The organism is Rothia sp. LK2492 (assembly GCF_040946345.1).
GTDB lineage: Bacteria > Actinomycetota > Actinomycetes > Actinomycetales > Micrococcaceae > Rothia > Rothia endophytica.
The window spans coordinates 55161-68656 of the sequence record NZ_JAYWLX010000008.1; the positions used below are offsets into that span (position 1 = coordinate 55161).

Annotated in this window: 6 protein-coding genes, 1 tRNA gene and 1 CRISPR repeat array; of the genes, 1 reads left to right on the plus strand and 6 read right to left on the minus strand. The window is 57.3% G+C overall.

Annotated elements, in window-relative coordinates; genetic code table 11:
- Positions 1-10: 10 nt before the first annotated feature.
- Both VVR27_RS09240 and VVR27_RS09245 read right to left on the minus strand, forming a co-directional pair.
- On the minus strand, positions 11-2617 hold the full coding sequence (locus tag VVR27_RS09240; protein WP_368548082.1) for a DNA topoisomerase (ATP-hydrolyzing) subunit A: 2607 nt from the start codon (positions 2615-2617) through the stop codon (positions 11-13).
- Between the two features lie 174 nt (positions 2618-2791).
- Positions 2792-2938: a hypothetical protein gene (locus VVR27_RS09245; protein WP_368548083.1), complete on the minus strand. Its 147-nt coding sequence runs from the start codon at positions 2936-2938 to the stop codon at positions 2792-2794.
- Between the two features lie 179 nt (positions 2939-3117).
- Between VVR27_RS09245 and VVR27_RS09250 the strand changes: the two genes are divergently transcribed.
- A tRNA-Lys gene (locus VVR27_RS09250) sits at positions 3118-3190 on the plus strand.
- Between the two features lie 137 nt (positions 3191-3327).
- A CRISPR array of direct repeats spans positions 3328-8785; the repeat unit is 29 nt; unit sequence GGAAATACCCCCGCGTGTGCGGGGAAGAG.
- Positions 8786-8806: 21 nt separating this feature from the next.
- Here VVR27_RS09250 and cas2e read toward each other — a convergent pair.
- The 4 genes from cas2e to VVR27_RS09270 are packed head-to-tail and all read right to left on the minus strand — an operon-like array spanning position 8807 to position 13397.
- Entirely contained in the window at positions 8807-9118 is a 312-nt protein-coding gene (gene cas2e / locus VVR27_RS09255; RefSeq protein WP_368548084.1) for a type I-E CRISPR-associated endoribonuclease Cas2e, read from the minus strand.
- Between the two features lie 6 nt (positions 9119-9124).
- A complete protein-coding gene (gene cas1e, locus VVR27_RS09260) occupies positions 9125-10063 on the minus strand; it encodes a type I-E CRISPR-associated endonuclease Cas1e (protein WP_368548085.1) in 939 nt (312 codons plus the stop codon).
- Positions 10060-12723: a CRISPR-associated helicase Cas3' gene (cas3, locus tag VVR27_RS09265; protein WP_368548086.1), complete on the minus strand. Its 2664-nt coding sequence runs from the start codon at positions 12721-12723 to the stop codon at positions 10060-10062. Before cas3 ends, cas1e begins: the two co-directional genes overlap by 4 nt.
- Positions 12724-12731: 8 nt before the next feature.
- Complete coding sequence (locus VVR27_RS09270) at positions 12732-13397, minus strand: type I-E CRISPR-associated protein Cas6/Cse3/CasE (RefSeq protein ID WP_237202558.1); 666 nt, start codon at positions 13395-13397, stop codon at positions 12732-12734.
- Positions 13398-13496: the final 99 nt, after the last annotated feature.

Consider the following 13496-nt stretch of genomic DNA (forward strand, 5'->3'; position numbering starts at 1 on the left):
GTGAGACGGCTCAGAAGAGTGCTTCTTCGGCCGCCTCACCTGCCTCTGCACCTTGAGCGCCACGTTCAGTCTCAACGGCTGCTAACGCACCGGACTGATTAGCTTCGGTTGCTGCTACCGGTGTTGCCGCGGTGACCGCATAGGCTGGGCCTATTGCGTCCACGGCCTGAGCCAGCGGCACACCGGAGCCATCACGTGCCCCAAACTCACCGGGCAGGGTACGAGCCACACCGGCTGCAGAAACAGCCTTAGCGGGGCCAATACCTACCCAAGCAAGCGCTAGGGAAGACTCACCCTTGAGGAAGCGGTGGGCGCGCATACCGGCAGTTGCCCTACCCTTCTGTGGGAAGTCAGCCAGCTCGGTCACCTTAGCTGAAGCGCCCTCAGCCCCGCCATCGGTAATGGTTACCACCTGGGCGGGGGAGCCAGGGGCAGTCACCCCAAAGGCGATGAGCCGGTCATCGTCGGCAATCTTCATGCCCGCCATGCCGCCACCGGTCCTGCCCTGCGGGCGAACCTTGGCTGCATCAAAGACAAGTAGCTTGGCTTGCTCGGTCACGAAAGTTAGCAGCAAATCATTGCTGTCACAGGCGGTAGCGGCGATCAGGCGGTCCTTGGGCTTGAGCTTGATAATCTCAAAGTCCCCTGCGTTCAGAGGGTAATCAGGGTTGACCCTTTTAACCACGCCCCGTTCAGTTGCGAGCGCCAGCACCTGATCAAGTGGTACCAGAGCAACCAGGGTTTCCCCTCGTCCTAGCGTGATCATTTCTGCGGCTTTCACACCGGAAGCTAGCAGGGGAGTGCCCGCTGAATCTTCTAGCACCGGTAGTTCCAGTACCGAGACGCGCACCAGCCTGCCGGTTGAGGTAACCGCCCCAATTTCCCCGCGTGCAGTGGTCGCCACCCAAGAGGTCAGTGCGTCGTGTTTCAGGCGCTTACCTGGTTCAACCAGCTCGCTGCGGCCACCAGCTTCACCGCGCGTACGGCCCACCTGCCCAGAGGTAGAGAGCAGAACCCAGCAGGGGTCGTTAGCGATTTCTAGTGAAATCCCCGCCTCTTTTTTCGCCTTGGACGCAGTGGCAGAGAGCGCTGCGACAGCATCAGCCAAATCGTCCTTGGTGACAATCTTGGTGCGACGGTCGGTGCCGTACTCGTCAGCTACAGCTTGCAGCTCGGCACAGACCAGGGCACGCAGTTTGGCATCTGACCCCAGGATTTCCTGAAGCTCAGCAATCTCACGCAGCAAGTCCTCGCGCTCGGTCTCCAGCTCAATACGGGAGTACTTGGTGAGCTGGCGCAGACGTAGCTCCAGGATGTGATTAGCCTGCACCTCGGTTAGATCAAAGACCTGCATCAGACGGGTGCGTGCCTGGGCAGTTTCGTCTGATGATCGAATAATCTGAATGACCTCGTCGATATCGACGATGGCAATCAGTAAACCTTCGACCAGGTGCAAACGGTCCTGGCGCTTGCCAAGCCTGTGGTTGGTGCGACGGCGTACCACCTCAAGGCGGTGATCAACATAAACGTGCAGGAGGTCAAGCAGACCCAGGGTTTGAGGCTGACCGTCGACCAAGGCAACGTTGTTAATGCCGAAGGAGTCTTCTAGAGGAGTGTGCTTGTAGAGAGCAGCTAGCACCGCCTTGGGGTTAAAGCCGTTCTTGACTTCAATGACCATACGCAGACCGTTTTTGCGGTCGGTCAGGTCAACCACGTCAGAGATGCCCTGTAGTTTCTTAGAATTGACCCCGTCTTTGATTTTTTCAATGACCTTCTCGGGGCCTACCATGTAAGGCAGTTCGGTGACCACGATGCCCTGCTTGCGGGCAGTTACCTGCTCAATGGATACCTTGGCGCGGGTCTTGAAGATACCCCGACCCTTCTCGTAGGCGTCCTTAATGCCGGTGGTGCCCACAATGGTGCCGCCGCTGGGCAGATCAGGGCCGGGCACCAGCTTCATGATGTCCTTGAGGCTGGCGTCGGGGTTCTCCAACAGGTGGCGGGCAGCGGCGATGATCTCGCGCAGGTTGTGCGGCGCCATGTTCGTTGCCATGCCCACCGCGATACCGGCTGAACCGTTCACTAGCAGGTTGGGGTAGGCAGCCGGTAGCACGGAGGGCTGCATGAACTGGTTGTCGTAGTTGGGCACGAAGTCTACGACGTCCTCGCCCAGATCAGCTGTCATAGCAAGGGCTGCCGGGGCCATGCGGGCCTCGGTGTAACGGGAGGCTGCCGGGCCATCGTCCAAAGAACCAAAGTTACCGTGCCCATCGACCATGGGTAGGCGCATCGCAAACGGCTGGGCGAGTCGCACCATGGCATCGTAGATAGCGCTGTCACCGTGGGGGTGGAGCTTACCCATGACCTCACCGATGACGCGGGCACTTTTGACGTGCCCCTTGTCTGGGCGTAGGCCCATCTGCTGCATCATGTAGAGGATGCGGCGCTGCACTGGTTTGAGTCCGTCTCGGGCGTCCGGCAGAGCACGGGAGTAGATGACCGAGTAGGAGTACTCGAGGAAACTGTTTTCCATCTCGCTTGAGACATCAATATCGACGATGTTTTCTACAATGCCCTCGGGGTAGTCATCGTGCGCGGTTTTGGTGCGGCGAGCCATGGGACCTCATCAATCGGTTTCGAACATAGTTTCTAGCCCATAATACCGTGAACAGCTAGCTGACTTAAGCTTCCTGAGGGGCCGATAGGGCGGGACGCCGCGGAGCAGGGCGCATAAGGCCATAGATGCCAATGAGAAAGAGTGCGACCAAGAAGAGCAAACCAAAGCAAGCGGTCACATCAGAACAAGGTTTTGTTGGGAGCTGGACGCCCGCATCAGCGGAGCGGCTATAAAGAACAGGAGGGCTATGATGAGGCTGATAAAAACGGTGCGCCACGCTATGCGATTAATGCTGGCTGGCAGCTGTGATTCCTTGGTCATGGTCTCATACTAAGGACCGTGGAGGGCCTCTACTAGGGGTGCAACTGAGCGGTCTTTGAAAAGGTTCATGTGTAGGTGCTCACAAAAGCAGTTTTCAAGTTGCGGTGGGTCAAATCGGTGCGTATAGTATTTATTCGTTGCCAGAGAGCGAAAGCTTGCCGGTGATGATAAATAAATAAGCGCCTCTAGCTCAATTGGCAGAGCAATTGACTCTTAATCAATGGGTTCTCGGTTCGAGTCCGAGGGGGCGCACATTTTCCAAAAAGACCTCCACGCACGGTGGGGGTCTTTTGCTGTTAATATCCACAAAATCTAAGTTGTAAAATAAGCTCGAATACCTTCCTTACTTAGTGAGGAGATGCTATCACCTTCAGTTAAAGCACTCTGTGGGAAATACCCCCGCGTGTGCAGGGAAGAGACCTTAGTCATCGCTGGGCTGGGTGGCGCCGTGGAAATACCCCCGTGCGTGCGGGGAAGAGGCCAGCTATACCGGCACACGGGCCATTGGCTGGGAAATACCCCCGCGTGTGCGGGGAAGAGTTATTGAAGGGGTCGAGGTCGGTTGCCTGGAGGGAAATACCCCCGCGTGTGCGGGGAAGAGGGACCCTGAACAATCAAACTGTTCATACACTGGGAAATACCCCCGCGTGTGCGGGGAAGAGGCCGCAGAACTCGCCGCTACCGCGATGACCCAGGAAATACCCCCGCGTGTGCGGGGAAGAGCTGAACGCACCTCAACAGCAACAGATATTCTCGGAAATACCCCCGTGTGTGCGGGGAAGAGTCTGCGTCTGGCTATTGTTGGGAGTGGAGGAGGGAAATACCCCCGTGTGTGCGGGGAAGAGTTCCACAAAAACACCCAAAAACACACCAACACGGAAATACCCCCGCGTGTGCGGGGAAGAGACCCAGGATTCGAACGGTTCGGCGGCTGGCGAGGAAATACCCCCGCGTGTGCGGGGAAGAGGGTGCGGTTCAGCACTTCGAAGAACCCGGGGTGGAAATACCCCCGCGTGTGCGGGGAAGAGAGCTCTCCAATCGTAAGTGGCTTAAGTATCCCGGAAATACCCCCGCGTGTGCGGGGAAGAGTCGACATGCTTTGGATTGAGCCGGGTAACAGTGGAAATACCCCCGCGTGTGCGGGGAAGAGGATTTCGTAAACTCAAAGGGTGTGCCTACTGAGGAAATACCCCCGCGTGTGCGGGGAAGAGGATTTCGTAAACTCAAAGGGTGTGCCTACTGAGGAAATACCCCCGCGTGTGCGGGGAAGAGCGAAAATCTTACGCACACCTGCACAGGAGAGGGGAAATACCCCCGCGTGTGCGGGGAAGAGCCTGCAAAACCTGAACCCCGCTGAGGAATTTGGGAAATACCCCCGCGTGTGCGGGGAAGAGTTAGCCCAGGCGTTGCCGTTAGCGTGGGAAGCGGAAATACCCCCGCGTGTGCGGGGAAGAGTTAGCCCAGGCGTTGCCGTTAGCGTGGGAAGCGGAAATACCCCCGCGTGTGCGGGGAAGAGAGCTTCTTAGCCACATCACGTGTCGCTTCACGGGAAATACCCCCGCGTGTGCGGGGAAGAGTGCTCACCTCGCATGGTCTGCCCGCGGTCACCGGAAATACCCCCGCGTGTGCGGGGAAGAGGTTACCCCTGATGATATCCATTACTTCTTCCCGGAAATACCCCCGCGTGTGCGGGGAAGAGCGAACGCCGTTCTCGTAGCCTTCCGGGTGGGTGGAAATACCCCCGCGTGTGCGGGGAAGAGGCTCGGCGCATCGTAAACCAAGCTGGCAAGGCGGAAATACCCCCGCGTGTGCGGGGAAGAGGGCTAGAGAATCACCCTTTGGCCGCGAGGGGTGGAAATACCCCCGCGTGTGCGGGGAAGAGCTTGTTCTCTGCTTTAGAAGATTATTTCCGTGGGAAATACCCCCGCGTGTGCGGGGAAGAGTGGGTGTGCGGCTTACCCACCAGTAGCCCCTGGGAAATACCCCCGCGTGTGCGGGGAAGAGTGGGTGTGCGGCTTACCCACCAGTAGCCCCTGGGAAATACCCCCGCGTGTGCGGGGAAGAGTGGTGCTGTGCATTTGCAATTTTCCTTCTGGTGGAAATACCCCCGCGTGTGCGGGGAAGAGACGTGAAATCTAGCCGGGTCCCTTTATAAATGGGAAATACCCCCGCGTGTGCGGGGAAGAGCCATCGCCGGCTGCAGTGAAACTTCCAGATTGGGAAATACCCCCGCGTGTGCGGGGAAGAGGTGGGTGTGGGAGTCTGCAAACAGCTCCACCAGGAAATACCCCCGCGTGTGCGGGGAAGAGACAACTTCCATTACATTGAGGGTTTCACCGTTGGAAATACCCCCGCGTGTGCGGGGAAGAGGTATCAGTAGCGGCAGGTATTCATCTAGGCTCAGAAATACCCCCGCGTGTGCGGGGAAGAGCCTTGCGGAACCGGTATGCGCGTCTCAGAGCCGGAAATACCCTCGCGTGTGCGGGGAAGAGGCCTGTACCCAAGCGAAGGCAGTATCTACCATAGAAATACCCCCGCGTGTGCGGGGAAGAGAAGGGTGTGAAGGGTGAGATAGATGTGATGGAGGAAATACCCCCGCGTGTGCGGGGAAGAGGTAGCTACCAGCACACTTGAAGCATCGGGCAAGGAAATACCCCCGCGTGTGCGGGGAAGAGATAGTCGGGATGATGTAGGGTCTTGAACCGATAGAAATACCCCCGCGTGTGCGGGGAAGAGCTTGATCCACGCCGAGCCTGACCACTGCCAGTGGAAATACCCCCGCGTGTGCGGGGAAGAGGCAGGCAAACACCCCCGGTGGCTAGGCTTTTTGGAAATACCCCCGCGTGTGCGGGGAAGAGGGGTTCTTGCCCAGCGCCACGCCGCGAATGAGGGAAATACCCCCGCGTGTGCGGGGAAGAGCACGCCTTCGAACTCGAACTCAACGATATCTGGGAAATACCCCCGCGTGTGCGGGGAAGAGAGCACATCAGGGACCGCGGCCGAGAAACCATGGGAAATACCCCCGCGTGTGCGGGGAAGAGAAAGCACCGTAGCACTCATTACTTCCCCAGAAGGAAATACCCCCGCGTGTGCGGGGAAGAGCACAGCACCAATGGTGATACCAGATGATGCCTGGAAATACCCCCGCGTGTGCGGGGAAGAGCAGATTGCGGCCCACACCCCGGCGCTCACATAGGAAATACCCCCGCGTGTGCGGGGAAGAGCTATACCTGCGCTGACGGCCTCGGTGATGAAGGGAAATACCCCCGCGTGTGCGGGGAAGAGTTTACCTGGATTGCAGCCTGTCGGCGCTGCTCGGAAATACCCCCGCGTGTGCGGGGAAGAGCAGGTACTGCGCACCATCGCCAAAAGCCCCCAGGAAATACCCCCGCGTGTGCGGGGAAGAGATACGGACGCCAAGTCAAGACCGCCGAAAGCGGGAAATACCCCCGCGTGTGCGGGGAAGAGTGTGACCCTCAGCGATTTTTCTATTTACACCAGGAAATACCCCCGCGTGTGCGGGGAAGAGAGCGGGTGCAGTTCAGTAAACCCTTCACGGATGGAAATACCCCCGCGTGTGCGGGGAAGAGCTCCTCCGCAAGCTCCCCCGCCTTTACCTGCGGGAAATACCCCCGCGTGTGCGGGGAAGAGATTTGGCAGTAGGTATCTGTTAAAGGGATGGGGGAAATACCCCCGCGTGTGCGGGGAAGAGCCCCACAAAGAAGGAGCACATTCCCTCCAAGAGGAAATACCCCCGCGTGTGCGGGGAAGAGTTCGGGAAGCCCCAGCAAGGATATTCTCTTTAGGAAATACCCCCGCGTGTGCGGGGAAGAGGCGCCTTGGAAGGCTGGCCCATTGACTGCAGCGGAAATACCCCCGCGTGTGCGGGGAAGAGCATGACCGCCACGAACTCTTCATCGGAGTCAGGGAAATACCCCCGCGTGTGCGGGGAAGAGCCGGCAAACATCGTAGCCACATGCGTAGCAGTGGAAATACCCCCGCGTGTGCGGGGAAGAGCACACACTTTCATCAATACCCTCAGTGAAGGTGGAAATACCCCCGCGTGTGCGGGGAAGAGGAATACCCCAACATCTCAGACGAAACGCACATGGAAATACCCCCGCGTGTGCGGGGAAGAGTTTAATCTTCCTTGTTGATTGGGGTTTGTGATGGAAATACCCCCGCGTGTGCGGGGAAGAGAAACCGCAAACATTGACCGTATCGAGGCACACGGAAATACCCCCGCGTGTGCGGGGAAGAGCGCCGCTGCTCCGAACGTAGTGTGATCGTCAGAGAAATACCCCCGCGTGTGCGGGGAAGAGTGTTGCCTCTTTGTCCAGGGTGTACTTTACGGGGAAATACCCCCGCGTGTGCGGGGAAGAGAGCTTTGTGAGCACGGCTTGGGAGAACATCAAGGAAATACCCCCGCGTGTGCGGGGAAGAGTCTGCTGATATTGGCTCGGTTCATTCCAAGCTGGAAATACCCCCGCGTGTGCGGGGAAGAGAGCCCCGTTCTGGGGCTGGGTTTCAGAAAAGTGGAAATACCCCCGCGTGTGCGGGGAAGAGAGGTTTCCGGGTTCCCTGCCGCGCCGTACTGCGGAAATACCCCCGCGTGTGCGGGGAAGAGTTGGAGTACAGGGTGTCCACTTTGCCGCGTAGGGAAATACCCCCGCGTGTGCGGGGAAGAGCGAACCGATAGGGCGTTGTACGCGGTTTCCAAGGAAATACCCCCGCGTGTGCGGGGAAGAGGAGGCCTCGCCGGTGGTGATTGCACCCACGCGGGAAATACCCCCGCGTGTGCGGGGAAGAGAAGGTTGTCGAGTCTTTATCCCCGGAGGGCCTGGAAATACCCCCGCGTGTGCGGGGAAGAGGGTCAGCAGGAAATGTTGGAGGTGGCTTGAATGGAAATACCCCCGCGTGTGCGGGGAAGAGCCGGGGTATCAGGTCGCCCAGCACCCACCAGAGGAAATACCCCCGCGTGTGCGGGGAAGAGGAGGTTAGTAGTGGCCGCCTCAGCCCCGGAGGGGAAATACCCCCGCGTGTGCGGGGAAGAGCCCAGGGCTTCTTTGGCTGCCTTGATTTCGGTGGAAATACCCCCGCGTGTGCGGGGAAGAGTCTGTGGTGCCTACACCGCAGCGGGCGGCTAGGGAAATACCCCCGCGTGTGCGGGGAAGAGCCTCACCATCTTGAATTTTCCTGTAGGCTTCCGGAAATACCCCCGCGTGTGCGGGGAAGAGCCTCAACGTTCTCAGCGGTCAAAGGCAGCTTAGGAAATACCCCCGCGTGTGCGGGGAAGAGCACGGCCAACAATAAAATCAGCGGATCCGCGCGGAAATACCCCCGCGTGTGCGGGGAAGAGGGTGATGGCTTCTACATCGTCGCGGTCTTCACGGAAATACCCCCGCGTGTGCGGGGAAGAGTTTCGGGCTATCCGAGAAACACGTCCACTTAGGGAAATACCCCCGCGTGTGCGGGGAAGAGTCGCCTTCGACCTTCACAGTTTTACTGTAAATAGAAATACCCCCGCGTGTGCGGGGAAGAGGGGCAGAGCGCCAGTTATACAAGGTTTTCACCGGAAATACCCCCGCGTGTGCGGGGAAGAGGCCTTGATATGGTGCGATTACCTTTTATATCTGGAAATACCCCCGCGTGTGCGGGGAAGAGACTCTTCACCCTCAGCCACGTCATCGAAGTCTGGAAATACCCCCGCGTGTGCGGGGAAGAGAAGGTTTTGGCGGCTTCGAGTACGCCGGTGAGGGAAATACCCCCGCGTGTGCGGGGAAGAGTTCGCGGTGTACCCGGCGCTACTGCCACCTGAGGAAATACCCCCGCGTGTGCGGGGAAGAGACTATCTGATTAGCAATTTTATCAGTTGCTTACCTGTTTTTCGCGATTTTTGGGGACATCCATGTAGGTCAAAGCTATGCCATCTAGCTCTATAACTGGCCTGCTCTGAGCCCCCACAGATCTAATGCTGAAACCTTGCTCCTGCGATCGATCACTATAGATCATGGTGAAAGACCCATCACGCGCGGCTAGCTCGCACCGCTCCCATAGGTTCAGTTGGACACGTTTTGACACATTGCCGACGTAGAGACCGGTAGCTGCTTCAGAAAGAAACCTACTCACATACCCGCGCATATGTTCCGGGGCGGAGGTCATCGATAAAACCACAAACATGTTTCTTTATTCTCGGCTTCCGTACTGGGTGTGCCCGGCTACCTCATCGCCGCGCTCACTGATGAGCCTATCATCGTCCCTCTCGGGTAGATGAGGGGTCAGAATCTCCATCAGGGTCTGTAACATACCCTTCAGTACGTCCTGACGAATCAGTTCTTTACGCACTCCAGCGCGCACCTCCTGCGCAACGTCCTCACTGTTATGGCAGGCAAAAGCAACAGGGATAGTTAGTGAAGGCTTGTATAAATCGGCTAAATCAAAAAGCAATGAACGGGCATTACCTCGGTGAATGACGCCCAGTGCAGGGTTGACTCCAATTGCCGCACAGGCTGCCGCCGCGCATCCGTAGAGAATCGAATTAGAGATATTGAGCGCGATATTAACGTTGTCCTCTGCGTTTGTATCGCGCCTGAAAAGTTGAAGCTTATATTTCTTAGCTGTGCTCTGGTAGAGGTTTCGTATGGTCCGACCCTCAATTCCGCGCATAGATGCGATGGTACCCCCTGGCATATGGTCCAAGCCCAGCTGTTTTTTGTAAAGCACCAGGGCAGCGACCTTTTGATGCTTCTCCTGGGCAACAAGTCGGGCTTGTGCTATTGCCCAGCGCGCGGACGACGTCAGCGGCGTTGCATGTGAGTAGCTGGGCACGCCGCCGCCACCAGTGAACATGACTGTTGTTCCAGCGCGGGTGCACGAAGATATGGCGGGTTGAGTGATGCTAGTGCCAGGGCCTAGCATGAGCACCGCCAGACCGCTTACAGGTAGCTGGACCCGTTTTCCCGCAATAACACCCTTCTCTATATCCCCGCCATAGGCGATAACACCCGTTTTATCTTGCCTGACCACACAATATTCAAGGTAGAGAAAGGATACGCGGTCCTCCAGTCTGACCTGATGGTCTGTCGGTATGGTTGAAAAAGCGAGTGCTTCATCTGAGTAGCTCATTTGTCATCCCCTATAAAACCTAGAACAGGGTCATAGATGAGGCCCTGTGGAACGGGCAAGAAGAGGTAGCGTTTGAGAAGGGATGGTGAATTTTCAAGGGAGAGGGCAGTGCTGAGAAGATCTCTAGTTTTAGAATTGACCGGGATCGGCATAGAGGCTTTAAGGGCTTGCCTTAGCTTTCCCTGTTGGTGCGAGGTAAGAGCCAGTAGCTCCTGGTAGCTACCCTTCCACCCCCCGGGCACCTGTTCATGAGGACCGCCCACAATGACCTGGCGCACGTCGGCTTCAATGAGACGTGTAAAGGCAGTATCGTCCTTGTCCTTCAGCTGGGGGTCGGTGAAAGCTTCAAATTCATTTAGTCTACTTGTCTCTTTGATCGCGGCGGTGATGGCGCGTGCCCGGTCTCTACCGCGCTGTATTTTATGGCTGTCCAGGGCGATATGGTCTAAGTCTGCCTCCATGCGGTCTAGATTTTCACCGATGGTCTCCAGAGTGACTGCTGCTTTATCCACAAATTCCTGGTTATCTGTGGGGCAATGGAAGGTCTGGTGTTCCTGGAGGTAGTCCCAGGTTCTACCAAGTTCTGCTTCTGAGTAGGGCAATAGCTGGTGCTTCTCCGGTGCCGCTGGTTTTAGAACGTTGACGGTGAGGCGAGGTAGACCTGATACTCGTTCTAGGCGTTTAATGTCCTGATGGCGCCACACTCGCCCCGCCCGCTGAATCAGGGAAGGCGCCGGGCACAAATCGGTTGAGAGTATATCGAGGTCGATATCTAGGGACGCTTCAATCGCTTGGGTGCCCACCACAGTCAGGGCGCTACCCTCGCCAGATGAACCAATGAGCTTTTCTAAGAGTTCAGCGTTGATGCGTCGGTGCTCTGCTGTCATACGGGAATGAAGAAGTATGACCTTTTCACCGCCTGCAGTGAGTTCTTCTGCCACTTTCTGAGCGCGTGCTACCGTGTTGCAGATAACGCCAAGCCTCGCCAAAGGAAACTTCTTGCGCTGTTCCCCCGCCCACCTTATATGGGCTGCTTCAAGTTCCTCAAAAGGCGGTTCTGCAAAGGTGAAATCTATGATGTACTCGTTGCCGCCACTTCCCTCCGTGAGCTGAACCTGCCGGGGTGTGGGTTCATTGAATTCCAGGCTCTCAGCAGAGGGGAAGGCAGGACTGCTCTGAATCGCCTGGCCTGAGTAGGCCTCTAGAAAACGGGCACGCTGCCAGCTAGGAAAGGTAGCGGATAGAAAGGTCACCCTAGTCTTGGTCTGACCCAGCCACTTGAGCAGGGGCACCAGAATCTCGCTTTGATAGTGATCCAGGGTGTGAATTTCATCGATAACGATGTGAGAGTTGGCTAGTGCCAGCAGACGCAGATGAGTCCACTTGAGCGGAATCGCCGACATGAGCGCCTGGTCAACGGTTCCCACACAGACGGGGGCGAGCAGGCGGGAAGCCCCGGACTTGACGAACTCGGTGGGGTAGAGCCCACCGGCGTCCTGGCCTTCGCAGGTGTCTGCATAGTCAGTGACGGGCTGGTTATAAAAATCTTCGATGGAGGCTAGCCCGTGGGCAAGAGAGGCAACGTTCTTGGTGCTGCTGTACATCTTTTGGACGCGCCGCATGAGCGCGTTGCTGGTTGCCTGAGTAGGCAAGAGAAAGACTAGCCGCTCATCGGCTAGAGAATGACGTAGGGCGGCAGCTTCTGTCTTGCCGTTCCCTGTCGGTGCCATAGCATTCCATATACCTGCCCCTGTTTTCAGAGCTTCTTGCTGCAGCGGTCTGGGGGAGTGTCCACCCAAAATAGCGGCGAGCGCATCTTGCTGCTCACCCCATCCTCGGTAAATGCCGAGTAGTTGGTCCACCCTTTCAAAGGCTGGCTGAGAGAGGTGGTGAATCCATTGCTGAGGTTGATTGAGGGAAATCTGTTGACTGCTGAGTCGTTGCTGATTTCTTGCAACCCAGTCGGCGCCAGAAGCTAGGCGGTCTGCCAGAATGAGAAGCCCCGAGAGCAAAATAGTGACCGTGGGTGAGACCTTCTTGGGGAAGGTTGCCGGCTTTACCTCAAGGGCTTCTGCAACGATCTGCAAGAGATCCTGTTGTGCCTGGGCCCATCCCAGATCGGTGAGCAGACTCTGCGCAGTTTTAGCAGATGCTCTACCCCCAAATAACAGGAACTTAAAACTTCCGTGGTGGCCCATAGCCGGCAGATAGCTCCAGGCGCGGCTGGCGGAGCTAGCACTTTCGGGAACCCTGCCCATCAAGGCGAAAGCACTGATTTGTTCGTGCCGCCGCAAAAAAGAAGTGCCAGGAGTTAAAGAAAACTCGTACTGGTTTTTAAGGTTCTCAATGTCACCGAAAGAACAACCTGCTGAATCTACCGTATAAGCCTGCCTAATGGCGTCCCATTCGGGGCCTCGATGGCGGGGCTGGTATTGAAAGAGGGGGGATGCTTTGCCGATGTCATGGGTAGCTGCCATCCACATGAATATCTTTTTGCCCTCGCCACCCAGCTCACTATCTATCAGCTCCTGCAAACCTTGCCGGAGCCAACGGTCATAGAGAATTCCTGCAACGGTAGCGGTATCCAGTAGATGCGCTAGTAGAGGGTAGGTGCCAGATACCCCGTCCTGTTTAGCCCAGATATAGTCGTGGGTGTTCACGCTCAGCCCTAGCTTTCGAGCACGCGGATTGATAACAGACCACAACCGTAAGACTTAGCCCGCCCCACCCCCTTGAGCAAGAGCTCTTGCAGATGCGCAGGGTCTGCTACTTGAGCGAAGCCGTCTACCGTATCGACCTGAACTGCAAAGTCAGAGCCTCGCTTGGCTCCCCGCCGGTCAGTTCCCAGCACCTGACGCTGGTGGTTGAGTAGCTCAATGCCGGTCAGCGCAGGTGAGAGCTTTTGGTTTAGCCAGTCGGTCATGCCTGGCACCCCGTCTTTGTGTTCGTCCAGGTCAAAAGCGATGGGGGTAATGCCTCCATCGGCCTTACGCTTGATGGCGTTGACCGCCAACCTAAAGGCGATGGTGGATCCGGCATCGGGTGTGGTTAGCTCAACCATCTTGGTCTGCGCTGTCTCAACTCCCGTCGGCTCGTGGAGAGACTGAATCAGGAAGAAGGGCGCCGACCCGGGGGCAGTATCCAAGCGGAAAAGGATGTTGGCATCAGCCCGGGGTGTGGCTTCGTTAATCTGGGGGAACAGGTGCATGGTAGCCCGATGCCTGAAAACGGGGGAGTCTAGGTCCCAGCCCCGCTGAGGCTTACCGGGATGGTCAACCGCTAGTGCTTGGTGAACCGGGTACTTGGTTAGATAAACCGTGGTGGGGATGCTCATCCTTAAGCTCCTTTGCTCTCTGCCTGTGTCTACAGGCTGATAAGGTTGAAGCGCTCCTGTTTCCTGCTAGCTACTAAAGTGGTAGAGCGGGGTAATTCC

Bases quoted from the DNA above. Each gene is read 5' to 3' on its own strand.
- VVR27_RS09270 (WP_237202558.1), bottom strand. From the start codon at position 13,397: ATGAGCATCCCCACCACGGTTTATCTAACCAAGTACCCGGTTCACCAA.
- VVR27_RS09245 (WP_368548083.1), bottom strand. From the start codon at position 2,938: ATGACCAAGGAATCACAGCTGCCAGCCAGCATTAATCGCATAGCGTGG.
- VVR27_RS09240 (WP_368548082.1), bottom strand. From the start codon at position 2,617: ATGGCTCGCCGCACCAAAACCGCGCACGATGACTACCCCGAGGGCATT.
- cas1e (WP_368548085.1), bottom strand. From the start codon at position 10,063: ATGAGCTACTCAGATGAAGCACTCGCTTTTTCAACCATACCGACAGAC.
- cas2e (WP_368548084.1), bottom strand. From the start codon at position 9,118: ATGTTTGTGGTTTTATCGATGACCTCCGCCCCGGAACATATGCGCGGG.